Raw genomic sequence first — 23657 nt, forward strand, 5'->3', positions numbered from 1 at the left:
GTCATGTCGACTGCGCAGGAATTCGAAAAGGTCCTCGACAAGAGCGATACGACCGTCGCCTCCTTCGAAAAGCGGCGTACGCCGCTTGAACATGTGCAGCACTTCCTGCACGCCAATCCGGCTGCGGTGCCGCTCATAGTCCTGGTGCTGTCTGTCGCTCTCTTCGGCATTGCCGTCGGCACGAAGTTTTTCGTGGCCCTGCCGCTTATCCTGCAGCAGGTCGCCATCTCCGGTATCATCGGCGCGGCGCAGACGCTCGTCATCCTGACGGCTGGCATCGACCTTTCGGTCGGCGCCATCATGGTTCTCTCGTCTGTCGTTATGGGCCAGTTCACGTTCCGCTATGGCTTTCCGGCACCGATTTCCCTTCTATGTGGTTTCGCCTGCGGGGCGCTGTGTGGCTGGCTGAACGGAGCACTGGTCGCTTATATGAAGCTGCCGCCCTTCATCGTCACGCTGGGCACCTGGCAGATTATCCTGGCCACCAACTTCCTCTACTCCGCCAACGAGACGATCCGCAGCCAGGACATCGCGCAAACCGCGCCACTGCTGCAGTTGGTTTCGGGAAACAAGATCATCGTCGTCATGTTTCTACTGGTGGGCTTGCTATGGTACGTGCTCAATCACACCGCCTGGGGCCGATACCTCTATGCTATAGGTGACGACCCTGACGCCGCTGAACTGTCGGGCGTGCGCACGAAGCGCATGCTGGTTCAGGTCTATGTCCTTTCAGGCCTTATCTGCGCGCTGGCGGGCTGGGTGCTGATCGGACGCCTCGGTTCGGTCTCTCCGACCTCAGGCCAGTTCGCCAACATCGAATCGATCACCGCCGTGGTGATCGGCGGCATCTCGCTGTTCGGCGGGCGCGGTTCGATCCTCGGCATGATTTTCGGCGCCCTCATCGTCGGGGTGTTTCAGCTTGGCCTGCGCATGATCGGCACCGATCCGCAATGGACCTATCTCCTGATCGGGGTGCTGATTATCGCCGCCGTCGCCATCGATCAGTGGATTAGAAAGGTAGCGGGCTAATGGAACGCGAACCCATTCTCACCGCGCGGGGGCTCGTCAAACGCTATGGCCGCGTCACCGCGCTCGACAATGCGGACTTCGACCTGTACCCAGCCGAGATACTTGCCGTAATCGGCGACAATGGAGCTGGGAAATCGTCGCTGATCAAGGCGATCGCAGGCGCTATCACGCCCGACGAGGGCGAAATCCATCTTGAAGGCAAGAAGATCAACTTCAAGTCGCCGATGGAAGCCCGTGCATCGGGAATCGAAACAGTCTACCAGAACCTTGCCCTGTCACCGGCATTGTCGATCGCCGACAACATGTTTCTTGGTCGTGAGATCCGCAAGCCGGGCTTTCTTGGCGAGTGGATGAGGATGCTCGACCGACCCGCGATGGAAAAGCGGGCGCGGGAAAAGCTGACCGAACTCGGCCTGATGACTATTCAGAACATCAGCCAGGCAGTGGAGACGCTCTCCGGCGGCCAGCGTCAGGGCGTGGCGGTGGCCCGCGCCGCCGCGTTCGGCTCGAAGGTCGTCATCATGGACGAGCCGACGGCCGCGCTTGGCGTCAAGGAGAGCCGCCGCGTGCTCGAACTGATCCTCGACGTCAAGAAGCGCGGCCTGCCGATCGTGCTCATCTCGCACAACATGCCGCACGTCTTCGAGGTGGCGGACCGCATCCACATCCATCGGCTCGGCCGTCGCCTCTGCGTCATCGATCCCAAGCAATATACGATGTCCGATGCCGTTGCTTTCATGACCGGGGCGAAGCTTCCGCCGGAGGCGGTGCTGGCGGCCTGATCTGCCTAGCCGGGTAAATTGCCGCAGGGGAGCCAGGTGGCATGGCGATCTAAATCGATTGAACATATGCTGCAATGCACTAGGATGGGCTGGGAGTGACGGTGAAAGCCGGTATGATCGCGGTACGATCACGAGAGGCAGTATGACGCGCACGATGACATCCCAAGCCCCCGTTCTCGAAATCCCCGACCCCAAGACGCTCGCCGACGAAGTCTTGCTGGCCCTCAAATACAGGGTCGGCAAGGGCACCAACGTCGCCACCCAATACGACTGGCTCACCGCCTCGATCAAAGTCGTGCGCGACCGCATCGTCGATCACTGGATGCAGGCGACGCAGGAGGCCTACGCTCAGCAGGAAAAGCGCGTCTACTATCTGTCGCTGGAGTTCCTCATCGGCCGCCTGATGCGCGATGCCTTCTCCAATCTCGGCCTGATGGACAATATGCGCGAGGCGCTCAAGTCTCTCGGCGTCGACCTCGACCTCATCGCCGGGCTCGAACCGGATGCAGCACTCGGCAACGGCGGTCTCGGCCGGCTTGCCGCCTGCTTCATGGAAAGCATGGCCACCGTGGACATTCCCGCGCATGGCTACGGCATACGCTACGCCAACGGCATGTTCCGCCAGGAGATCCACGATGGCTGGCAGGTAGAGCTGCCCGAAACCTGGCTCGACCACGGCAACCCCTGGGAGTTCGAGCGCCGCGAACGTTCCTTCGAGGTCGGCTTCGGCGGCTCGGTGGAATCGATCACCTCGAAGGACGGCCGGCTCGAACGCCACGTCTGGAAGCCGACCGAACATGTTCTGGCCGTCGCCTACGACACGCCGGTGGTCGGCTGGCGAGCCAACCGCGTCAACACGCTGCGGCTGTGGTCCGGTATGCCGATCGATCCGATCCTGCTCGACAAGTTCAATGCCGGCGACCACATCGGCGCGCTTGCCGAGAGCAACAAGGCCGATGCCTTGTCGCGCGTGCTCTATCCGGCCGATTCCCACAAGGCCGGGCAGGAATTGCGGCTGCGGCAGGAGTATTTCTTCTCCACCGCCTCGCTGCAGGACATTCTCCAGCGTCATCTCAGCCAATATGGCGATCTGCAGTCGCTGCCTGACAAGGCGGCGATCCATCTCAACGACACCCATCCGGCCATCGCCGTACCGGAACTGTTGCGTCTGTTGATGGACGTCCACGGCATGGATTTCGACCAGGCCTGGAGCATCACCAAGCGCACTTTCGGCTACACCAACCACACGTTGCTGCCCGAGGCACTGGAAAGCTGGCCGGTGCCGCTGTTCGAGCGGCTGCTGCCGCGCCACATGCAGATCGTCTACGCCATCAACGCCGAGGTGCTTCTGGAGGCGCGCGCCACCAACAAGTTCTCGGGCGAGCAGATCAGCCGCATCTCGCTGATCCAGGAAAACGGCGACCGCCGCGTGCGCATGGGCAACCTGGCCTTTGTCGGCTCGCACTCGATCAACGGCGTCTCGGCGCTGCACACCGAATTGATGAAAGAGACGGTCTTCGCCGATCTCCACAAGCTCTACCCCAACCGCATCAACAACAAGACCAACGGCATCACGCCCAGGCGCTGGCTGATCCAGTGCAATCCCGGCCTCACCGCGCTCACCCGCGAGGCGATCGGCGACCGTTTCCTCGATGACATCGATGCGATCAAGGGGCTTGACGCCTTTGCCGACGACGCCGCCTTCCGCGACAAGTTCGCCGCCGTCAAGCGGGCGAACAAGGCCAAGCTCGCCAACCTGGTCGCCGACCGGCTCGGCATCAAGCTCGATCCCTCGGCGCTGTTCGACATCCAGGTCAAGCGCATCCACGAATACAAGCGCCAGCTGCTCAACATCCTTGAGGCGGTCGCGCTCTACGACCAGATCCGCTCGCACCCCGAGCGCGACTGGATGCCGCGCGTGAAATTCTTCGGTGGCAAGGCGGCGCCTAGCTACCACAACGCCAAGCTGATCATCAAACTCGCCAACGACGTCGCCAGGGTCATCAACCGCGACCCGGCGGTGCGCGGCCTGCTGAAAGTGGTGTTCGTGCCGAACTACAATGTCAGCCTGGCCGAGATCTTGATGCCGGCCGCCGACCTTTCCGAGCAGATCTCGACCGCCGGCATGGAAGCGTCCGGCACCGGCAATATGAAGTTCGCGCTCAACGGCGCGCTGACCATCGGCACGCTCGACGGCGCCAATGTCGAGATCAAGGAGTGCGTCGGCGACGACAACATCTTCATCTTCGGCCTGACCACCGCCGAAGTCGCCGAGCGACGCAACAACGGCTACGATCCGCGCGCCGTGATCGAGGCCTCGCCGGAACTGTCGCAGGCGCTCGCCGCCATCTCGTCGGGCGTCTTTTCGCCTGACGATCCCGAGCGCTATCGCGAGCTGATCAACGGCCTCTTTGGCAGCGACTGGTTCATGGTGGCGGCCGACTTCGATGCCTATGCCGCCACCCAGCGCGACGTCGACACCGTCTGGCGCAACAGTCCCGACTGGTACGCGCGGGCGATCCGCAATGTCGCTCGCGTCGGCTGGTTCTCGTCCGATCGCACGATCCGCCAATATGCGAAAGACATCTGGAACGTGCCCGCCTGATATGATTGCATGAGACCACGAACAATGTGGTCCAGCTCCCTGGGAGGGACACAGCCTGATGAGGAAACCGCGCGTGACCGCTGCGACAAGCGGGCCGGACGGACTGGCGCCAGCCAGCGATGTCGCGGCGATTGTCGCCGGCACGCATGGCGACCCGTTTGCCGTTCTCGGCGTGCATGAGGCAGGCAAGGGCTTTGTCGCCCGCTGTTTCGTGCCGCATGCCGAGCTCGTCACCGCCTACACGCTGACCGGCAAGAACGCCGGCGAACTGTCCCGGCGCGACGATGGCGGTTTCTTCGAGGGCAAGCTGTCGCTCAAGAAGCGCCAGCCGCTGCGCTACCATGCCAGGAATGCCGGCGGCGACTGGTGGCTGACCGATCCCTATTCCTTCGGTCCCGTGCTCGGCCCGCTGGACGATTACTACATTGCCCAGGGATCGCATCTCAGGCTGTTCGACAAGCTCGGCGCTCATCTCATTGACCATGAGGGCGCCACCGGCGTGCACTTCGCCGTTTGGGCGCCAAATGCGCGGCGCGTCTCGGTGGTCGGCGACTTCAATGAATGGGACGGTCGCCGGCATACGATGCGCGACCGCCGCGACACCGGCATCTGGGAACTGTTCATTCCCGACATCGGTGCTGGCCGGCCCTACAAATACGAGATCATCGCGCCCGATGGCGTGCGCCTGCCGCTCAAGGCCGATCCGTTCGCCTTCAAGTCCGAGCTGCGCCCGGCCACCGCTTCGGTGACGGCGGTGCCGCCGGCGCATGAATGGGGCGACGAGGCACACCGCAATTTCTGGCGCAACGCCGATCCCCGGCGCGAAGCGATATCGATCTACGAAGTCCATGCCGGCTCGTGGCAGTTGCGCGACGACGGCACCTTCCTGTCATGGGATGAACTCGCCGACCGGCTGATCCCTTATGTCGCCGAAGCCGGTTTCACCCATATCGAATTCCTGCCGATCTCCGAACACCCCTATGATCCGTCATGGGGTTACCAGACCACCGGCCTCTACGCGCCGTCGGCCCGCTTCGGCGATCCGGATGGTTTTGCCCGTTTCGTCGATGGCGCCCATCGTGCCGGCATTGGCGTCATCCTCGACTGGGTACCGGCGCATTTCCCGGTCGACGCGCATGGGCTGGCCAATTTCGACGGCACCGCGCTCTACGAGCATGCCGACCCACGCAAGGGTTTTCATCCCGACTGGAACACGGCGATCTACAATTTCGGCCGCCGCGAGGTGGTGTCGTTCCTCGTCAACAACGCGCTGTTCTGGGCCGAGAAATATCATGTCGACGGTTTGCGCGTCGATGCGGTGGCCTCGATGCTCTACCTCGACTACTCGCGCAAGGCCGGCGAGTGGATCCCCAATGAGAAGGGCGGACGCGAAAACCTCGAAGCGGTCAGCTTCCTGCAGAAGATGAACAAGGAGCTCTACGGCCATCACCCCGGCGTGATGACCATCGCCGAGGAATCGACCTCATGGCCGAAGGTGTCGCAGCCGGTGCATGAGGGCGGCCTGGGCTTCGGCTTCAAGTGGAACATGGGCTTCATGCACGACACGCTGGAGTATTTCTCCAAGGAGCCGATCTTCCGCAAACATCACCACAACGACATCACCTTCGGTCTGGTCTACGCCTTCTCCGAGAATTTCGTGCTGCCGCTCTCCCATGACGAGGTCGTGCACGGCAAGGGCACGCTGCTCGGCAAGATGGCCGGCGACGACTGGCAGAAATTCGCGACGCTGCGCGCCTACTACGCCTTCATGTGGGGCTATCCCGGCAAGAAGCTGCTGTTCATGGGCCAGGAATTCGCCCAGCGCCGCGAGTGGAGCGAGGCGCGCGCGCTCGACTGGAACCTGCTCGATTTCAGGCTGCACCGCGGCGTCTGGCAGACGGTGCGCGACCTCAACTACCTCTACCGTTCGCGTCCGGCGCTGCATGCGCGCGACTGCGAGCCGGAGGGGTTCTCGTGGCTGATCGTCGACGACAGTGCCAACTCGGTGTTTGCCTGGCTGCGCAGCGCGCCCGATGGCAACCCGATCGCCATCATTTCGAACTTCACGCCGGTGCCGCGCGACAATTACCGCGTGCCATTGCCGCAGGCCGGCAAATGGCGTGAAATCATCAACACCGATGCTTCGGACTATGGCGGTTCGGGCCAGGGCAATGGCGGCGAGGTCGAGGCACGGGCGGAAGGAGGAGGCATATCGGCGACGATGCTTTTGCCGCCGCTGTCGACGACCATGCTCGAATTTGTTCCGGACTGAGATGTTTCAGACTGAGTGACTTGGGAGGGTAAAAAATGGCAGAGACGAAACGGACCCAGCCGCTGGCGCGCGACGCCATGGCCTATGTGCTGGCCGGCGGGCGAGGCAGCCGCCTCAAGGAATTGACCGACCGGCGCGCCAAGCCCGCGGTCTATTTCGGCGGCAAGACGCGCATCATCGATTTCGCGCTCTCCAACGCGCTCAACTCAGGCATTCGCCGCCTCGGTGTCGCCACCCAGTACAAGGCGCATTCGCTGATCCGCCACCTGCAGCGCGGCTGGAACTTCCTGCGCCCGGAGCGAAATGAAAGCTTCGACATCCTGCCGGCCAGCCAGCGTGTCTCGGAAACGCAGTGGTATGAAGGCACGGCCGATGCCGTCTACCAGAACATCGACATCATCGAGGCCTACGGCCCCGAATACATGGTGATCCTGGCCGGCGACCACATCTACAAGATGGACTACGAGCTGATGCTGCGCCAGCACGTCGACGCCAATGCCGACGTCACGGTCGGCTGCCTCGAAGTGCCGCGCATGGAAGCGACCGGCTTCGGCGTCATGCATGTCGACGCCAAGGACAACATCATAGCCTTCGTCGAAAAGCCGGCCGATCCGCCCGGCATTCCCGACAAGCCGGAGTTCGCGCTGGCCTCGATGGGCATCTATGTCTTCAAGACCAAGTTCCTGATGGAGCAATTGCGTCGCGACGCCGCCGAGGCGGGCTCGAGCCGCGACTTCGGCAAGGACATCATCCCCTACATCGTCCAGCACGGTAAGGCGATCGCCCACCGCTTCGCTAAATCCTGCGTGCGTTCGACCGCCGAGAACGAGGCCTATTGGCGCGATGTCGGAACCGTCGACGCCTATTGGGAAGCCAATATCGACCTCACCGACATCACGCCGGAACTCGACCTCTACGACCGCGACTGGCCGATCTGGACCTATGCCGAATTGAAGCCGCCGGCAAAGTTCGTGCACGACGAGGATGGCCGGCGCGGTTCGGCCGTGTCCTCGCTGGTGTCGGGCGATTGCATCGTCTCGGGCGCTTCGCTGAAGCGCAGCCTGATCTTCACCGGCGCCCGCATCAATTCCTATTCGACGCTGGAAGAAGTCGTCATGCTGCCCGACGTTCATGTCGGCCGGAACGCAAAGTTGAAGCGCGTGGTCATCGATCACGGCGTAAGGATACCGGAAGGGCTGGTGGTCGGCGAAGATCCCGTGCTCGACGCCAAGCGTTTCCGCGTCTCGGAGAAAGGCATCTGCCTGGTCACGCAGGACATGATCGACAAGCTGAAGCTATAGGCAGGATTGGATTGTAGGCGCATGCAGGTTCTGTCGGTCACGCCCGAGATCTTTCCGCTGATCAAGACCGGCGGGCTTGCCGACGTGACCGGCGCGCTGCCCATTGCGCTCGCCGGCAAGGGCGTCGCCATGCGCACACTCATTCCCGGCTATCCCGTTGTCATGGGCGCCTTCAAGAAAAAGAAGGCCGTCTATCAATACCCGCTGCTGCAGGGCGGCAAGGCCGCCGTCCATGCCGTCCAGATCGCCGGGCTCGACCTGTTCGTGCTCGACGCGCCGCATCTGTTCGACCGTCCCGGCGGCCCGTACGGCAATGCGACAGGCGCCGACTGGCCGGACAATTGGCGGCGCTTCGCGGCCTTGAGCCAGGCCGGCGGCGACATCGCCGGCGGTGCCATCTCCGGCTACCAGCCCGACATCGTGCATGCGCACGACTGGCAGTCGGCGATGACGCTGGCCTATATGCGCTACGGCAAGGCGGTCGGCATCCCGTCGCTGATCACCGTGCACAATCTTGCTTTCCAGGGTCAGTTCGGCGCCGGCATCTTCGGCGAGCTCGGCCTGCCGGCGGTGGCGATGGCGCTCGACGGCGTCGAGTATTATGGCGGCGTCGGCTTTTTGAAGGCCGGCCTGCAGGCGGCCTGGGCGATCACCACGGTGAGCCCGACCTATGCGCAGGAGATCCGCTCGGCCGAATTCGGCATGGGCCTCGACGGCCTGATCAACATGCGCTCCACCGATCTCTACGGCATCGTCAACGGCATCGATGTCGACATCTGGAACCCGGAAACCGACAAGCATCTGGTGGCAACCTATTCGGCCGCGACGCTCGAGGCGCGGCGCGCCAACCGGACGGCTGTCGAGGACCGTTTCGGCCTCGAACGCGACGACAGCCCGATCGTCTGCGTCGTCAGCCGGCTGACATGGCAGAAGGGCATGGACATACTCGCCGCGGTCGTCGACGGCGTCGTCGCGGCCGGTGCGCGGCTGGCGATCCTGGGCTCGGGCGATGCCGGCCTTGAAGGCGCGCTGCTCGCCGCCGCCGCCCGCCATCGCGGCCGTATTGGCGTCGTCGTCGGCTATGACGAGGGGCTCTCCCACACCATGCAGGGCGGCTGCGACGCGATCATCATCCCGTCGCGCTTCGAGCCTTGCGGGCTGACCCAGCTCTACGGCCTGCGCTATGGCTGCGTGCCCATCGTCGCCCGCACCGGCGGCCTTGCCGACACCATCATCGACGCCAATGAAGCGGCGATTTCGGCCGGCGTGGCGACCGGCTTCCAGTTCGCGCCGAACAATGCCGGCGCGCTGCTCCACGCCATCCGCCGGCTGGTCGACGCGCATGCCAGCGCCGCTACCTGGCAATCGATCCAGCGCCAGGGCATGAAAGCCGATGTCTCGTGGGACAAGAGCGCTGAAAAATACGTCGAACTCTATCGCTTGCTGCTATCGAAAAGGGCTGCCTGAGGCATGATCAGAACCGTCGCCACCAAACCTTATCTCGACCAGAAGCCCGGCACCTCCGGCCTGCGCAAGAAGGTACCGGTATTCCAGCAGGAGCATTATGCCGAGAACTTCATCCAGTCGATCTTCGACGCGCTGGAGGGATTTGAGGGCAAAGCGCTGGTGATCGGCGGCGACGGCCGCTTCTACAACCGCGAGGTCATCCAGAAGGCCATCGCCATGGCCGCCGCCAACGGTTTCGGCAAGGTGATGGTCGGGCAGGGCGGCATATTGTCGACGCCGGCCGCTTCGCACGTCATCCGCAAGTACAAGACCTTCGGCGGCATCATCCTGTCGGCCAGCCACAATCCCGGCGGTCCGCACGAGGATTTCGGCATCAAGTACAATGCCGGCAATGGCGGCCCGGCGCCGGAAAAGCTGACCGACCTGATCTTCGAAAAAACCAAGACGATCGCGAGCTTCAAGATCGCCGATATCGGGCCGATCGACATCGACAAGATCGGTACGGTCAAGGCGGACGGCATGGCCGTCGAGATCATCGACCCGGTCACCGACTATGCCGAGCTGATGGAAAGCCTGTTCGATTTCGACGCCATCCGCGCCAATTTCAAATACGGCTTCCGCGTGCGCTTCGACGCTATGCATGCGGTCACCGGGCCCTATGCCAAGGAGATCCTCGAACGGCGGCTCGGCGCGCCCAACGGCACCTGCCGCAACTTCAAGCCGCTGCCGGATTTCGGCGGCCATCACCCCGATCCGAATCTGGTCCACGCCAAGCATCTCTATGACGAGATGATGGGGCCGGATGCGCCCGACTTCGGCGCTGCCTCCGACGGTGACGGCGACCGCAATCTGATCATCGGCAAGGGCATCTTCGTCACGCCATCGGATTCGGTGGCGATGTTGGCCGCCAACGCGCATCTGGCGCCGGGCTACAAGGAAGGCCTCAAGGGCATCGCCCGCTCGATGCCGACCAGCGGTGCCGCCGACCGTGTCGCCGAAAAGCTCGGCATCGGCATCTATGAGACGCCGACCGGCTGGAAGTTCTTCGGCAATCTGCTTGACGCCGATATGGCGACGATCTGCGGCGAGGAAAGCGCCGGCACCGGCTCCAACCATGTGCGCGAGAAGGACGGCCTATGGGCGGTGCTGCTGTGGCTGAACATCCTGGCGGTGCGCGGCGAGAGCGCAAAGCAGATCGTCACCGAGCATTGGGCGACCTACGGCCGAAACTACTATTCGCGGCACGACTATGAAGAGGTCGAGACGGATCGCGCCAACAAGCTGGTCGACGAGTTGCGCGCCAAGCTCGGCTCGCTGCCCGGCACCAGCGTCCGTGGCATGACAATCGCCAGCGCCGACGACTTTGCCTATCACGATCCGGTCGACGGTTCGGTCAGCAAGAACCAGGGCATCCGGGTGCTGTTCGAAGGCGGCTCGCGCGTCGTCTTCCGCCTCTCCGGCACCGGCACCTCGGGAGCCACGCTGCGCGTCTATATCGAGCGCTACGAGCCGGACAAGAACCGGCACGATCTCGACACCCAGGAGGCGCTTGCCGACCTGATCGCGGCAGCTGACGACATTGCCGGGATCAGGAGCCACACGGGCCGCAACAAGCCGAGCGTGATTACGTGAGGCTGACGCGGCGCGCCTTTCCTTCTCCCCTTGTGGGGTCCGGAGGACGGGCGAGGCAAGTGACTCGCCCCGGGGGTGGATCGGCGCGTAGCGCCGAGACGGATGAAGGGTGTTGGACGGATCGCCGTAGGCGCCAAGCTGGAGCCCCCCTCATCCGTCGCCTTCGGCGACACCGCCTGGGGGCGAGCCGCGGGTCTCGCCCCGTCCTTCGGACCCCACAAGGGGAGAAGGGGGAGCCAACCTGCCAACGCATCAAATTGTCTACGATCTGCCCCTGTGAGTGCGCGTGAGCCAGCTCGGCGCTACCGTCAGCCGCGAGGGCATTCGCTTCGCCGCCTGGTCGTCATCGGCGAGACGCCTCTGGGTCTCGATCTTCGACGTTGCCGGCACGCGCGAAACCGATCGGCTTGAACTCGAGCCGGAAGGCGAGGGCGTTCACGCGCTTTTCGTCTCCGGCCTCGGCGCCGGCACGCGCTATGGCTTTCGCGCCGATGGCGATTATGCGCCCGAGCGCGGCTTGTGGTTTGATCCGGAGAAGTTGCTCGTCGACCCTTACGCTATCGAGATCGACCGGCCCTATGCGCACCATTGGCGGCTCGCCGCGCGGCGCAACGAAGGCGCCGATACCGCACCGTTGATGCCGAAGGCTATGGCCAAAACCTTGCCGAAGCCGCTGCCTGCCTTGCCGCCGCTGTTTCGGCCAGGCGGCCTCATCTACGAGGTGCCGGTGCGCGCCTTCACCATGCTGCATCCGGATATCCCCGAGAGCGAACGAGGGACGATTGCGGCACTTGCCCATCCTGCAATCATCGAGCATCTGCAAAAGCTCGGGGTCGGCGCCGTCGAACTGATGCCGGTCACGGCCTCGATCGACGAGCGGCATTTGCCGCCGCTCGGGCTCAGCAACGCCTGGGGCTACAATCCCGTCACCTTCATGGCGCTCGACCCACGCCTGGCACCCGGCGGCCTTGCCGAATTGCACGACACGGTGGCCGCGCTGCGCAAGGCCGGAATCGGCACCATCCTCGACCTCGTCTTCAATCACACCGGCGAAAGCGACCGGCTTGGCCCGACGCTGTCGCTGCGCGGCCTCGACAACAGGGCCTATTACCGGCATGAACCGGACGGTAGGCTGGTGAACGACACCGGCACCGGCAACACGGTCGCCTGCGACCACCCGATCGTCGCGGAAATGGTGCTGGATACGCTTCGCCACTTCGTCCGCCATGCCGGGGTCGATGGTTTCCGCTTCGACCTCGCACCCATTCTCGGCCGGGTCGAGGGCGTGTTCGAGCCGGCCGCGCCGCTGCTCAAGGCCATCGCGAACGATCCCGTTCTCGCCGCCCGGGTGCTGATATCAGAGCCATGGGACATCGGCCCGGACGGCTATCAGCTCGGCAATTTTCCATCGCCCTTCCTCGAATGGAACGACAAATACCGCGACGATGTCAGGCGCTTCTGGCGCGGCGACGCCGGCATGGTCGGCGGGCTGGCGACAAGGCTCGCCGGCTCGTCCGATGTGTTCGCCAAGGCAGGTGTTTCGGGCAGTCGCACGGTCAACTTCATCGCCGCGCATGACGGCATGACGCTAGCCGACCTCGTCGCCTATGAGCGCAAGCACAATGCGGCCAATGGCGAGCAGAACCGCGACGGCCACAACGAGAACCTGTCGTGGAACAACGGCGTCGAGGGCGAGACGTCGGACGTGGCGATCGCCGAAGCCCGTTTCGACGACCGCTGCGCGCTGCTCGCCACGCTGTTTGCCTCGCGCGGCACGATCATGCTGACGGCGGGCGACGAATTCGGCCGCACGCAAAAGGGCAACAACAACGCCTATGCGCAGGACAATGCGATCACGTGGCTCGACTGGGCCGGACGCGACCTGGCGCTGGAAGCCCACGCATTCATGCTCGCCGCAATGCGCCGCGCGGCACCAGTGCTTTCCGACACAGTCTTTCTGACCGGAGAGCCGCCGGCGGGCTCGGACTTTCCCGACGTCACCTGGCTGACCGAGACGGGAGCACCGCTTAGCGAGGCGGACTGGCACGATCCACGGCGGCATCGCCTGGTCATGCTGCTTGGCGGGGCCGGCACGCGCGATGGCCGCTTTGCCGTCATCGTCAATGGCGACCGCCGCCAATCGATGTTCACGCTGCCCGGGCGTGAGGGATTTCATTGGGTTCCGGCGATCGAAGCCTCGGCCGGCGGCACCGACATCGCACGGCCTGTGCCGGGGCGGACGGTGATTTTCATGATTGAGCGCCGAGCCGGAAAGGCCAGCGCCAGGAAGGGCTCGTAAATGGCTGACGGAAATGCCGAATGGTGGCGCGGCTGCGTCATCTACCAGATCTACCCGCGCTCCTTCCAGGATACGACGGGCGACGGCAGCGGCGACCTGCGTGGCATCACCAACCGTTTGGAGCATGTCGCATCGCTTGGCGTCGACGCCGTCTGGCTGTCGCCCTTCTTCAAGTCGCCGATGGCCGACATGGGCTACGACGTATCCGACTATCAGGACGTCGATCCGATGTTCGGCACGATCGAGGATTTCGACGCGCTGATCGCCGAGGCGCACCGGCTCGGACTTAAGATCATCATCGACCAGGTGCTGTCGCATTCGTCCGACAAGCATGAATGGTTCGTCGAAAGCCGCGCCAGCCGCGACAATGCCAAGGCCGATTGGTATGTCTGGGCCGACGCCAGGCCCGATGGCAGCGCGCCCAACAACTGGCTGTCGCTCTTCGGCGGCCCGGCCTGGGAGTGGGATGCCACTCGCCGGCAGTACTACATGCACAACTTCCTCGCCTCGCAGCCGGACCTGAATTTCCACAATCCCGAGGTTCAGGACGCGCTGCTGGAAACGGTTCGGTTCTGGCTGGAGCGCGGCGTCGACGGCTTCCGGCTGGACACGGTCAACTACTATTTTCATGACCAATGGCTGCGCGACAACCCGCCTTTGGCGGCAAGCGTCGCCGGCACCAATGAGGCCACCACCACCTATGCCTTTCAAATGCATCTGTTCGACAAGACGCAGCCGGAAAACCTGACTTTCCTCAGTCGCTTTCGGGCGTTGCTCGACGAATACGGAGGCCGCGCCGCGGTCGGCGAGGTCGGCGACGAAGACCGCTCGCTGCAGACGCTCGCTGCCTATACCTCCGGCGGCGACAAGCTGCAGATGTGCTACACGTTCGACCTGCTCGGCCCGCAATCCTCCGCCGCGCATATACGCGGCTGCGTCGAGGCGTTCGAGACCGCGGTCGCCGACGGCTGGGTCTGCTGGGCCTTTTCCAACCATGACGTGGTGCGCCATGTCAGCCGCTGGACGCGCCCGGGCGGCGACCCGGAAATGGTCGCGAAATTCTCGATCGCGCTGCTCTCCTGCCTGCGCGGATCGATCTGCCTCTACCAAGGCGAGGAACTCGGGCTGGAGGAGGCGGAACTCGCCTTCGAGGATTTGCGCGATCCGTTCGGCATCCGCTTCTGGCCGGGCATCAAGGGCAGGGACGGCTGCCGCACGCCAATGGTCTGGGAAGCGGGCGCCGACAATGCCGGCTTCACCTCAGGCAAGCCCTGGCTGCCCGTGCCGGCCAGTCATCGCGCCCGCGCCGTTGGCATCCAGAACGGTGAGCAGGCGTCGGTGCTTGCCGGCTACCGGGCGATGCTCGGCTTGCGCAAGCGGCACCCGGCGCTGATCACGGGCTCGATCCGCTTCCTCGATGCCGAGAGCGATGTTCTTGCTTTTGTCCGTGAAGGCGGCGGCGAGACGCTGCTTTGCGTCTTCAACTTCGCCGACGAGCCGGCGAGCTGGTCTTTGCCGCAGGAAATGCATGCCGTCGCGGCGATCGATCCGGATGGAGCCGGTCTGCAGGAAGAGGGCCTGTCGCTGCCGCCGCTCGGATGGTTTCTCGGAAGGGCAGGCTGATCGTTGGCGTCAGCGCAAGCTGATCGCCCCGCGTCCTATTGAACGAGAACGGAGCGTCCGCAGGTAGCGCCGGTGACCCGGATATCGGCTTCGCCGACATGCACGCCGAGCGCGGCAAGGGTGTTGTAGACCAGGTCGTCGACCGGCGCGGTCACGCCGTTGAGCACCGTCACCACGGCCGGCTTCACTGTGCCGAGCAGGGCGGTGATGTCGAGGCCGAGGCCCAGCGCCTTGACCGACAGCGACAGATTGTTGACCAGCGACGTGGTCAGCGATTGCGTCAGGTTCTTCGTCGACACGGTCTTGATCGTCTTGGCGGTAATGTCTGTGGCGTTGAAGGTCAGATTCGTCGGCGCCATGTTGGTGACTGAAAACGCCGAGGATCCGTTGATCTGCAGCAGATTGAGGTTGATCAGCAGCAGCTTGACGCTGACATCGGCGATTTCGGCGTCGCTGAACGATTGCGGCTTGGTGAAATCGGCGAAGCCTGCGGCGTTGGCATTGGCGAGATGCGCGGCAACGACGCCAGGCTGCGCCGCGATTGTGACCTTGAGGCTGTCGGGGCGCCCGGTCGGGCAGCTTATGTCGGTCAGCTTGGCTTCAGCATAGGCCACTTCGACATGCAGCGGCACGTTCACGGCGAGCAGCTTGATGCCGCCGCCGAGATTCATGCTTCCGCCGTTGCCATTGCCACTATTCCCGAGGCCGACGCTGGCCAAGAGCTTGATCCGCGTCTGCGCGGTGCGCACGACGGTGCCGGTCCCCCCAACCGTCAGCCAGGGAGAGGATTGCGGCGGCTCGCCGATGGCGATGCTGAGCGAAGTGGACGTCAATCCCGGCACGGTGGCGCCGAGATTGACCTGGACCTGGTTGGTTCCGTTGGCCAATGCAGCCGCCGCCGTCACCATGCTCATCGCGCTCGCGGCGACCGTAAGCCCGGCCGGTTTCTGCCCGACGCCAAGGTTGCCGACTGACCCCAAATTGATGAATTGGCTGAGCGGGATCTTGACTTTGTTGGTGGCGCCGGAGGCCATCGTCTGCAGCGCGATCCTGGCTGTGCGGTCGAGCCCGGGGACATTGGCCATCGCGGTGGCGATCTGGCCGACCGTCGCCTTCGAGGCCAGAACGTCCGAATAGCTCACGCCTGTCAGCTTCAGCTCGGTCGCCAGTTGATCAGTGAAGGAGAGCACGTCGATATCGGCCGAGATCAACGCATTGTAGTCCATCACGCTGAGCGAGATGTTGCTGCCCAGAAGCCCGCCGAGAAGTGCGTTGAGGATGCCGCCATTGACGCTGGCCAGCCGCGATCCGACCGAAAACGCGGCCTCGGCCTGGGCGCTGGCGGTGGCTGTCGTGCCGATGACGGGCGCCTCCATCATCGAGGCCGAGAAGTAGAGCGTGCCCCTCTTCTTCAACGACACCTGGACGGCGTTGTAAGGCAGCTTGCCGGCCTCGAACCGGCTTCCGGCGGCAATCGAGCTGACCCCGGAATAGCGGCCCGGCACCACCTGGATGACCGCCTTGCTGGCTGTGGGATCGACATTTGTGCCCTGTTTCTGGACGGCGACCGAGTTGAACCCGTTGTCCTTCAGTGTCGTCAGCACCGCCAGTTCGGCGTTGTTGATGTTGGCCGCCGCCGTGATCGCCGCCAGGTCGACGATCGACTGCGCCGCGCGCCGCTCGTTGAACAGCGCGCCTTCGTCGATCGCGAAGGCTGCCAGCGCCAGCGCAACGGGCGCGCTCACCGCCGTCATGATCGCGAAATTGGCGCGCCTGTCGGCGATCAGCCGCCCGATTGATCCCACTATTCCGGCGCTGGCAAAGCCCATCATATGCCCCCGACGCGGATCGTCGATTGACGCTGGATTGTCACCGACGGCATCGGCAGGCTCTGAAAGAGGTTCCAGATCGGGAGCTCCCGTGCATCGTAGCTGACCGACACCACGAATTGACTGCCGTCGATGGCGCTGTCCTTGGCATCGACCGTCAGCTTGCTGGCGTTGACGAAAGGATAGCCGGTGACGTCGTGGGCGATGAAATCGGTGACAAGAGCCTTTCGCTCGGCCTGGTTCAGTCCTGCAATTGCCGTTCGCGCCGCATCGGCGGCGATCTGCTGGACCGAGTGGCTTGCTCCGAAATAGATGCCGTATGCAACCATGCCGAGCAGAAGCAGGATGAAGATCGGGGCCAGCATGGCGAATTCGATCGCCGACGTTCCCGCGGCGTCTGTCCGGAAACGAGGCCATGAAGTACGGTTTTTGGGGTTCTGCAGCATGATTGCAGCATGCCAAGTCCCGACTGCAAAAACAGAAAACAGGCCGAGCAACCCTTGGGTGTGCCAAGTTGAAAGGTGCTCGACTTTAGAAGTCGCTGTTTTAGCGGAAGGTTGCTCACTTAGCGTCAAGCAAGACTCGGTTGAAATCGCATTTCCGTCTGTCTAGTCTCCTGCCACCAGCCGCCGGAGAGGGAACCGGTGGCGCGCTCAAAAGGGGCCAGATATCGGTTCCGGGGCGTCAACACGTAAAGGCGCGCCGACGGCAGCGCCCACAGGGAGAACTTCATGCTGAGAAACATGCTGAAGGCGGCGGTGTTCGCCACCACCATGGCTTTGACCGCGGGTACCTTCTACACGCCGGCCTTCGCCGAGACCGTCTATAACAGAGGCAGCGCCGCCGAAGCGGAGACGGTCGATCCGCACAAGACGTCGACGGTCTACGAAGCCGATATCATACGCGACCTGTTCCAGGGACTGGTCATGCACGATCAGAAGACGAACCTCATTCCGGGCGCCGCCGAAAGCTGGACGGTATCGGATGACGGCACCGTCTACACCTTCAAGCTGCGCAAGGACGGCTTGTGGTCGGATGGCAGCCCGGTGACGGCGGACGACTTCGTCTACTCCTTCCGTCGGCTGGAGGATCCGGCGACCGCCGCCGAATACGCTTCCATGCTCTATCCCGTGAAGAACGCCGAGGAAGTCAACACCAAGAAAGGCAAGCCCGAGGATATGGGCGTCAAGGCGATCGACGCCAACACCCTGGAAGTGACGCTGAAGGCGCCGACCCCCTACTTCCTGGAGATGCTGACCCACCAGGCCACCTATCCGGTCAACAAGGCCTCAATCGAGAAGCTCGGCGCCGACTGGATCAAGGCGGGCAATCTCGTTTCGAACGGCGCCTATACACTGGCCGAGTGGATTCCCAACGACCACATGAAGCTGGTCAAGAATCCGAAATTCTGGGACGCCGCGAGCGTCAAGATGGACGTCGTCAACTATATCCCGACCGAAGACCGCTCATCGGCGATGAAGCGCTTCGAGGCCGGCGAACTCGACAGCTACGGCGACCTGCCGACCGAACAGCTTGCTGACCTCAAGGCCAAGTTCGGCGATCAGGTCCGCGTCGGACCGTATCTCGGCACCTACTACTACGCGATCAAGACCGACAAGGCGCCGTGGGACAATGTCGAGCTGCGCAACGCCATCTCGATGGCCATCGACCGCGACTTCCTCGCCGAGAAGGTCTGGCAGAACTCGATGCTGCCCGGCTATTCGATGGTGCCTCCGGGCATTGCGGGCTACACGCCGGCAGTGGCCAAATACGCCGACATGTCGCAGATCGATCGCGAGGACGCGGCCAAGAAGGTGCTGGAGAAACTCGGCTATACGCCCGAGAAGCCGTTGAAGATGGAGATCCGCTACAACACTTCGGAAAACCACAAGAACACGGCGGTCGCCATCCAGGAACAGTTGAAGCCGCTCGGTATTGAAGTCACCATGGTCAACACCGACACCAAGACCCACTACTCCTTCCTCGAGCAGAAGGGCGACTATGACGTGGCGCGCGCCGCCTGGATCGCCGACTACAAGGATCCCGAGACCTTCCTTGGCATCACACGCAAGGCCAGCGGAAACAACTATTCGAGCTACGTCAGCCCGGCATATGAAGCGGCCATGGACAAGGCCGCGGCTGCCGGCGGCAAGCCAGAAGAGCGCATGAAGGACCTTACTGAGGCCGAGCGCATCCTTGTCGATGACGTCGGCAACATTCCGCTTCTCTACTACAGCTTCCACGATATCGTTTCCTCGAAGCTGCATGGCTTCGATGACAATGTGATGGACGTGCATCCGTCCCGCTTCGTCTCCAAGGACTGACAATCATCCTTGGCTGGACCGCCGCGCTCCTCTCGGGGCGCGCGGCGGTCCGGTCGGTCATCGCATCGGTCCGAAAGTCGTGGTCGATTTTCGGCAAGCGCGATGCGAAGATTTGAAGGCGCTGGAGTATGATTATGCGTCCGCATGGACGCGTGTCGCTCTGGCCAAAGCGGGGCACCGATGCTGCGATATATCTTCCGGCGGCTTCTGACCGCCATCCCGACGCTATTCGTCATCGTGACCATGGCGTTCTTCCTGATACGTGTCGCGCCGGGAGGGCCGTTTAATCAGGAGCGGGGCCTGAGCCCAGAGATCAAGGCCAATCTGGAAGCGCAGTTCGGCTTGAGCGATCCGCTTTGGCTGCAATATGTCCACTATCTCGGCAATTTGCTGCACGGCAATTTCGGCCCGAGCTACAACATGCCGGACTTCACCGTCACCGAACTGTTTGCCAAAGGCCTGCCCATTTCGGTTCAGATCGGCGCCTCCGCCCTGATCCTGGCGCTGCTGCTCGGTTCCTTGCTCGGCACAATTGCCGCGCTCAACCAGAACAAGCTTGCCGACTATTCTGTGATCGCGCTGGCGACCGCCGGCAGCACCATCCCGACCTTCGTCATTGCGCCGGTCATCCAACTTTTGTTTGGATTGACCTGGAAGCTGCTCCCGATCGGCGGTTGGGGCGATGGCGCGCTCCTCAACAAGGTCGGTCCGGTGCTAACGCTCGCTCTGCCGCAGATCGCCATCGTCGCCCGCCTTATGCGCGGTTCGATGATCGAATCGCTGCGGTCGCATCACATCCGCACCGCACGCGCGCTCGGCCTCTCCGACTGGTCGGTGGTCGTCAAGCATGCGCTGCGCGGCGCCATCTTGCCGATCGTCTCCTTCACCGGCCCCGCGGCGGCGGCGCTGCTTACCGGCTCGGTCATCGTCGAGACGATTTTCGCCATTCCTGGCGTCGGCCGCTATTTCGTCGATGCAGCGCTCAACCGCGACTACACGCTGGTGATGGGAACCGTGGTGGTGATCGCTCTCTTCACCATCGTCTTCAACCTGATTGTCGACGTCATGTACGCGGTCGTCGATCCGAGGGTGCGCTATGACTGACATCGCTGCCATCGTGCCGGTCGTCGGCCGCTCCCTGTGGGGCGATGCATGGGCGCGCCTGAAGGCCAATCGTGCCGCCATGTTCAGCCTCTATTACCTTGCCTTCATCACGATTATCAGCGTGTTCGGCCCCTGGTTCGTGCCGCATCAATACACCACCATCTATGCCGACTATGTGCGCATGCCACCAAGCCTTTCGGCCTATCCCAAGGCCGATATGATCGAGACGGCGCTGGATGAGGCGATCAAGCGCATGCGCGTCGACATCAAGGAGTGGCGCCAAGAAGGCAACCAGGTCTTCGTCACCGTCACCTCGAGCAAGCCGATCGACGACCGCAACATCCGCTATCTCGATCGCTCGGACGCCTTTGACGACACCAAGATCGAGAACAAATCGCCCGACGGCCTCCAAGCGACGATGAGCGCCTCGATCAAGCAGCAATATTTCCTGTTCGGCACCGACAACACCGGCCGAGATCTGTTGTCGCGCACGCTGATGGCCGGACGCATATCGCTGGCCATCGGGCTGCTTGCCGGCGTCGTGGCGGTGGTCATCGGCGTGCTCTACGGCGCCGCTGCCGGCTTTGCCGGCGGCAAGGTCGACGAGGTGATGATGCGCATCGTCGACGTGCTCTATTCGCTGCCCTTCATCTTCTTCGTCATCATGCTGGTGGTGTTCTTCGGCAGGAACTTCGTGCTGATGTTCCTGGCGGTCGGGGCCGTGCTGTGGCTCGACATGGCGCGCATCGTGCGCGGCCAGGCGCTCTCGATCCGCCGCCAGGAATATGTCCAGGCGGCCGAAGCCATGGGCGTCGGCCAGCGCGGCATCCTTTTGCGCCATGTCATCCCCAATCTGCTCGGCCCGGTGGTCATCTACATGACGCTGCTGGTGCCGCAGGTCATCATCCTGGAAAGCTTCCTGTCCTTCCTCGGCCTCGGCGTGCAGGAACCGATGACCAGCTGGGGTGTGCTGATTTCGGTCGGCGCCAAGAACATTGGCAGCGCCAACTGGCTGCTCCTGTTCCCCGCCTTCTTCCTTGTCTCGACGCTGTTCGCCCTGAACTTTGTTGGCGACGGCCTGCGTGATGCGCTCGACCCCAGGGATCGCTGAGATGGCTGCTTCCGAAACGATTCTCAGTGTCAAGGACCTGCGCGTCCGCTTCCGCACGCTCGACGGCGCGGTCGAGGCGGTCAAGGGCATCAACATCAACGTCAAGGCCGGTGAGACCGTTGCCGTGGTCGGCGAATCCGGTTCCGGCAAGAGCCAGACGATGATGGCGGCGATGAGCCTGCTGGCTTCCAACGGCGAAGCCACCGGCAGTGTCGACTACCGCGGCCGCAACCTTCTGACGCTGAGCAAGTCCGAGCTCAATCAGGTCCGCGGCCGCAAGATCAGCATGATCTTCCAGGAGCCCATGACCTCTCTCGATCCGCTCTATTCGATCGGCAACCAGCTGATCGAGCCGATCCGCCGGCATCGCGGGCTGAATGCCGCCGAAGCGCGCGAGGAGGCCCTCAAGCTGCTGCGGCTGGTGCATATTCCCGATCCCGAGCGGCGGATGAAATCCTATCCGCACGAAATGTCGGGCGGCCAGCGCCAGCGCGTCATGATCGCCATGGCCTTGGCCAACGATCCCGACATTCTGATCGCCGACGAGCCGACGACGGCGCTCGACGTGACCATCCAGGCTCAGATCCTGATGCTGCTTGCCGAACTGCAGCGCAAGCTCGGCATGGCCATCGTCTTCATCACCCACGATCTCGGCATCGTCAGGCGCTTCGCCGACCGCGTCTACGTCATGCGCCAGGGCGAAGTGGTGGAGGAGGGCGACGCCGAAGCGCTCTTCGCCAGCCCGCAGCACGCCTACACCAAGATGCTGCTTGCCGCCGAGCCGACCGGTTCCAAGGCGCCACCGCCGGCCAACGCCCCGGTGCTGCTCGAAGGCAGGAATGTCGAAGTGGTGTTCAGGATCGGCGGCGGTTTTCTTTCCGGCGAGCCGCTGATGCTGCGTGCCGTCGACCGTATCTCGATCCGGCTGCAGCGCAACCAGACGATCGGCATCGTCGGCGAATCCGGCTCGGGCAAATCGACGCTCGGCCGCGCTTTGCTCAGGCTTCTGCCCAGCGACGGCCTGATCCGCTTCGGCGACCGCGACATTTCCGGTGCCGACCGGCAGGCGATGCGGCCGCTCAGGCGCGAAATGCAACTCGTCTTCCAGGATCCGTTCGGCTCGCTGTCACCGCGCATGACCGTCGGCCAGGTCATCACCGAAGGGCTCCTGGTGCATGAGCCGAACCTTTCGGGCAAGCAGCGTGACCAGCGCGCTGTCGAGGCCTTGCTTGAAGTCGGGCTCGATCCCAATTCGCGCAACCGCTATCCGCATGAATTCTCCGGCGGCCAGCGCCAGCGCATCGCCATTGCGCGAGCCATGATCCTGAAGCCGAAGCTGGTGGTGCTGGACGAGCCGACCTCGGCCCTCGACCGCTCCGTGCAGAAGCAGATCGTCGAATTGCTGCGCAAGCTGCAGGCCGACCACGGATTGTCCTATCTGTTCATCAGCCACGACCTCGCCGTCGTGCGCGCCATGGCCGACTACATCATCGTCATGAAGCAGGGCAAGATCGTCGAGGAAGGGCCGACCGAAGACATATTCAGCAACCCGCAGGCCGCCTACACGCAGACGCTGATGAACGCGGCGATCGATGTCACGCGGTTTCGGTTGAGCGCCTGAGGGGACCGTCGTCCGACGGCATGCGACTCATTGCGAGGATGGGCAGCTGCGCTTCCTTGCTGCGACGATAGCCTGTTGCCGTTGCTGAAGCCGTTCGATCCTGGCCGTCTCGCGATTGGCGACCGCGGTCTTGACGGTCGAGCCGCCCAGCAGCCAGCGTGGGACGCTGGTGTTGGCAACCTTGCCGCGGGTGATTGCGGTCTGCGAGATGTCGCTGGCGGTGTCGCCGAGCGCGCTGTTGAGCTCGGTGCACGTCATCTTGTCGTACTTCGCCGGGTCGAGCGATCTGCTCGCCGATGAGCAGCCCGTAGCAAGAAGGAGCATTGCGGCCAGGGTGAATGGCAAGGCGACCGTCGACGTCAGCTTCATGTCTTGTCCGGTCTCGCCATTCCCGACTCCATCCTACCCGTGCAACTAGGGCAGGGCGCCATTAGGTCAAAGTGAGGCCTTGCTGTCGAGCATCATCGCGACGGGCCACGATCCAGCTCGCTTTTGGATCTGCTCTATTGATGCGGGGGCGGCGGGAGGAACAAACACCCAAGTGCTTGTTTTTTCTGGTCGGAGTGGCAGGATTTGAACCTGCGACCCCCTCGTCCCGAACGAGGTGCGCTACCAGGCTGCGCTACACTCCGTGACCAGACCGCGGGCTTATAGCCGC

Annotated in this window: 16 protein-coding genes and 1 tRNA gene; 13 read left to right on the top strand and 4 right to left on the bottom strand. The window is 63.4% G+C overall.

The genetic code is table 11. The features are described 5' to 3' along the window. The first annotated feature begins 3 nt into the window (after nucleotides 1-3). The 9 genes from ACSQ3Z_RS12800 (at nucleotide 4) to bglA (ending at nucleotide 15010) form a co-directional block, all read left to right on the top strand. On the top strand, nucleotides 4-1029 hold the full coding sequence (locus ACSQ3Z_RS12800; protein ID WP_436171619.1) for an ABC transporter permease: 1026 nt from the start codon (nucleotides 4-6) through the stop codon (nucleotides 1027-1029). Beyond that, nucleotides 1029-1811 carry an ATP-binding cassette domain-containing protein gene (locus ACSQ3Z_RS12805; RefSeq protein WP_436171620.1) on the top strand — a complete coding sequence of 261 codons (783 nt, stop codon included), beginning with the start codon at nucleotides 1029-1031 and terminating at the stop codon, nucleotides 1809-1811. The genes ACSQ3Z_RS12800 and ACSQ3Z_RS12805 overlap by 1 nt, the downstream gene beginning before the upstream one ends. Nucleotides 1812-1953: 142 nt before the next feature. Continuing rightward, a complete protein-coding gene (locus tag ACSQ3Z_RS12810) occupies nucleotides 1954-4416 on the top strand; it encodes a glycogen/starch/alpha-glucan phosphorylase (RefSeq protein WP_436171621.1) in 2463 nt (820 codons plus the stop codon). Nucleotides 4417-4474: 58 nt separating this feature from the next. Further along, complete coding sequence (gene glgB, locus ACSQ3Z_RS12815; protein WP_436171622.1) at nucleotides 4475-6688, top strand: 1,4-alpha-glucan branching protein GlgB; 2214 nt, start codon at nucleotides 4475-4477, stop codon at nucleotides 6686-6688. Nucleotides 6689-6723: 35 nt separating this feature from the next. Next, on the top strand, nucleotides 6724-7989 hold the full coding sequence (glgC, locus tag ACSQ3Z_RS12820) for a glucose-1-phosphate adenylyltransferase (RefSeq protein ID WP_436171623.1): 1266 nt from the start codon (nucleotides 6724-6726) through the stop codon (nucleotides 7987-7989). 21 nt (nucleotides 7990-8010) lie between these two features. After that, nucleotides 8011-9456 (top strand): glycogen synthase GlgA, encoded by a 1446-nt coding sequence (gene glgA, locus ACSQ3Z_RS12825; RefSeq protein WP_436171624.1) that lies wholly within the window; start codon nucleotides 8011-8013, stop codon nucleotides 9454-9456. 3 nt (nucleotides 9457-9459) lie between these two features. Then, entirely contained in the window at nucleotides 9460-11088 is a 1629-nt protein-coding gene (locus tag ACSQ3Z_RS12830; protein WP_436171625.1) for an alpha-D-glucose phosphate-specific phosphoglucomutase, read from the top strand. Between the two features lie 286 nt (nucleotides 11089-11374). Beyond that, entirely contained in the window at nucleotides 11375-13387 is a 2013-nt protein-coding gene (gene glgX / locus ACSQ3Z_RS12835) for a glycogen debranching protein GlgX (RefSeq protein WP_436171626.1), read from the top strand. Further along, complete coding sequence (gene bglA / locus ACSQ3Z_RS12840; protein WP_436171627.1) at nucleotides 13388-15010, top strand: beta-galactosidase BglA; 1623 nt, start codon at nucleotides 13388-13390, stop codon at nucleotides 15008-15010. A 35-nt stretch (nucleotides 15011-15045) separates the two neighbouring features. Here the strand turns inward: bglA and ACSQ3Z_RS12845 are convergent, their stop codons facing one another. Next, complete coding sequence (locus ACSQ3Z_RS12845) at nucleotides 15046-16842, bottom strand: TadG family pilus assembly protein (RefSeq protein WP_436171628.1); 1797 nt, start codon at nucleotides 16840-16842, stop codon at nucleotides 15046-15048. Next, nucleotides 16839-17414 carry a TadE/TadG family type IV pilus assembly protein gene (locus ACSQ3Z_RS12850; protein ID WP_436171629.1) on the bottom strand — a complete coding sequence of 192 codons (576 nt, stop codon included), beginning with the start codon at nucleotides 17412-17414 and terminating at the stop codon, nucleotides 16839-16841. Before ACSQ3Z_RS12850 ends, ACSQ3Z_RS12845 begins: the two co-directional genes overlap by 4 nt. Nucleotides 17415-17570: 156 nt before the next feature. Between ACSQ3Z_RS12850 and ACSQ3Z_RS12855 the strand changes: the two genes are divergently transcribed. The 4 genes from ACSQ3Z_RS12855 to ACSQ3Z_RS12870 all read left to right on the top strand — a co-directional run bounded on the left by ACSQ3Z_RS12855 (nucleotide 17571) and on the right by ACSQ3Z_RS12870 (nucleotide 22999). After that, nucleotides 17571-19163 carry a peptide ABC transporter substrate-binding protein gene (locus tag ACSQ3Z_RS12855; RefSeq protein WP_436171630.1) on the top strand — a complete coding sequence of 531 codons (1593 nt, stop codon included), beginning with the start codon at nucleotides 17571-17573 and terminating at the stop codon, nucleotides 19161-19163. Between the two features lie 180 nt (nucleotides 19164-19343). Next, the gene (locus tag ACSQ3Z_RS12860) at nucleotides 19344-20267 is read left to right on the top strand and encodes an ABC transporter permease subunit (RefSeq protein ID WP_436171631.1); all 924 of its coding nucleotides are present in this window, start codon (nucleotides 19344-19346) and stop codon (nucleotides 20265-20267) included. Further along, entirely contained in the window at nucleotides 20260-21378 is a 1119-nt protein-coding gene (locus ACSQ3Z_RS12865) for an ABC transporter permease (RefSeq protein ID WP_436171632.1), read from the top strand. Before ACSQ3Z_RS12860 ends, ACSQ3Z_RS12865 begins: the two co-directional genes overlap by 8 nt. A 1-nt stretch (nucleotide 21379) precedes the next feature. Beyond that, nucleotides 21380-22999, top strand: coding sequence for an ABC transporter ATP-binding protein (locus ACSQ3Z_RS12870; protein WP_436171633.1), 1620 nt, complete (start codon nucleotides 21380-21382; stop codon nucleotides 22997-22999). Between the two features lie 27 nt (nucleotides 23000-23026). On the opposite strand, the gene ACSQ3Z_RS12875 is transcribed toward ACSQ3Z_RS12870, so the two are convergent. Together ACSQ3Z_RS12875 and ACSQ3Z_RS12880 are read right to left on the bottom strand one after the other, a co-directional pair. Further along, on the bottom strand, nucleotides 23027-23368 hold the full coding sequence (locus ACSQ3Z_RS12875) for a hypothetical protein (RefSeq protein WP_436171634.1): 342 nt from the start codon (nucleotides 23366-23368) through the stop codon (nucleotides 23027-23029). 186 nt (nucleotides 23369-23554) lie between these two features. Then, nucleotides 23555-23631: transfer RNA gene (locus ACSQ3Z_RS12880), tRNA-Pro, on the bottom strand. Nucleotides 23632-23657: the final 26 nt, after the last annotated feature.

This window comes from Mesorhizobium sp. LjNodule214 (assembly GCF_964252735.1).
In the GTDB taxonomy this organism is placed as follows: Bacteria; Pseudomonadota; Alphaproteobacteria; order Rhizobiales; family Rhizobiaceae; genus Mesorhizobium.

Bases quoted from the DNA above. Each gene is read 5' to 3' on its own strand.
- ACSQ3Z_RS12800 (WP_436171619.1), top strand. From the start codon at position 4: ATGTCGACTGCGCAGGAATTCGAAAAGGTCCTCGACAAGAGCGATACG.
- ACSQ3Z_RS12805 (WP_436171620.1), top strand. From the start codon at position 1,029: ATGGAACGCGAACCCATTCTCACCGCGCGGGGGCTCGTCAAACGCTAT.
- ACSQ3Z_RS12810 (WP_436171621.1), top strand. From the start codon at position 1,954: ATGACGCGCACGATGACATCCCAAGCCCCCGTTCTCGAAATCCCCGAC.
- glgB (WP_436171622.1), top strand. From the start codon at position 4,475: ATGAGGAAACCGCGCGTGACCGCTGCGACAAGCGGGCCGGACGGACTG.
- glgC (WP_436171623.1), top strand. From the start codon at position 6,724: ATGGCAGAGACGAAACGGACCCAGCCGCTGGCGCGCGACGCCATGGCC.
- glgA (WP_436171624.1), top strand. From the start codon at position 8,011: ATGCAGGTTCTGTCGGTCACGCCCGAGATCTTTCCGCTGATCAAGACC.
- ACSQ3Z_RS12830 (WP_436171625.1), top strand. From the start codon at position 9,460: ATGATCAGAACCGTCGCCACCAAACCTTATCTCGACCAGAAGCCCGGC.
- bglA (WP_436171627.1), top strand. From the start codon at position 13,388: ATGGCTGACGGAAATGCCGAATGGTGGCGCGGCTGCGTCATCTACCAG.
- ACSQ3Z_RS12845 (WP_436171628.1), bottom strand. From the start codon at position 16,842: ATGATGGGCTTTGCCAGCGCCGGAATAGTGGGATCAATCGGGCGGCTG.
- ACSQ3Z_RS12855 (WP_436171630.1), top strand. From the start codon at position 17,571: ATGCTGAGAAACATGCTGAAGGCGGCGGTGTTCGCCACCACCATGGCT.
- ACSQ3Z_RS12860 (WP_436171631.1), top strand. From the start codon at position 19,344: ATGCTGCGATATATCTTCCGGCGGCTTCTGACCGCCATCCCGACGCTA.
- ACSQ3Z_RS12865 (WP_436171632.1), top strand. From the start codon at position 20,260: ATGACTGACATCGCTGCCATCGTGCCGGTCGTCGGCCGCTCCCTGTGG.
- ACSQ3Z_RS12870 (WP_436171633.1), top strand. From the start codon at position 21,380: ATGGCTGCTTCCGAAACGATTCTCAGTGTCAAGGACCTGCGCGTCCGC.
- ACSQ3Z_RS12875 (WP_436171634.1), bottom strand. From the start codon at position 23,368: ATGAAGCTGACGTCGACGGTCGCCTTGCCATTCACCCTGGCCGCAATG.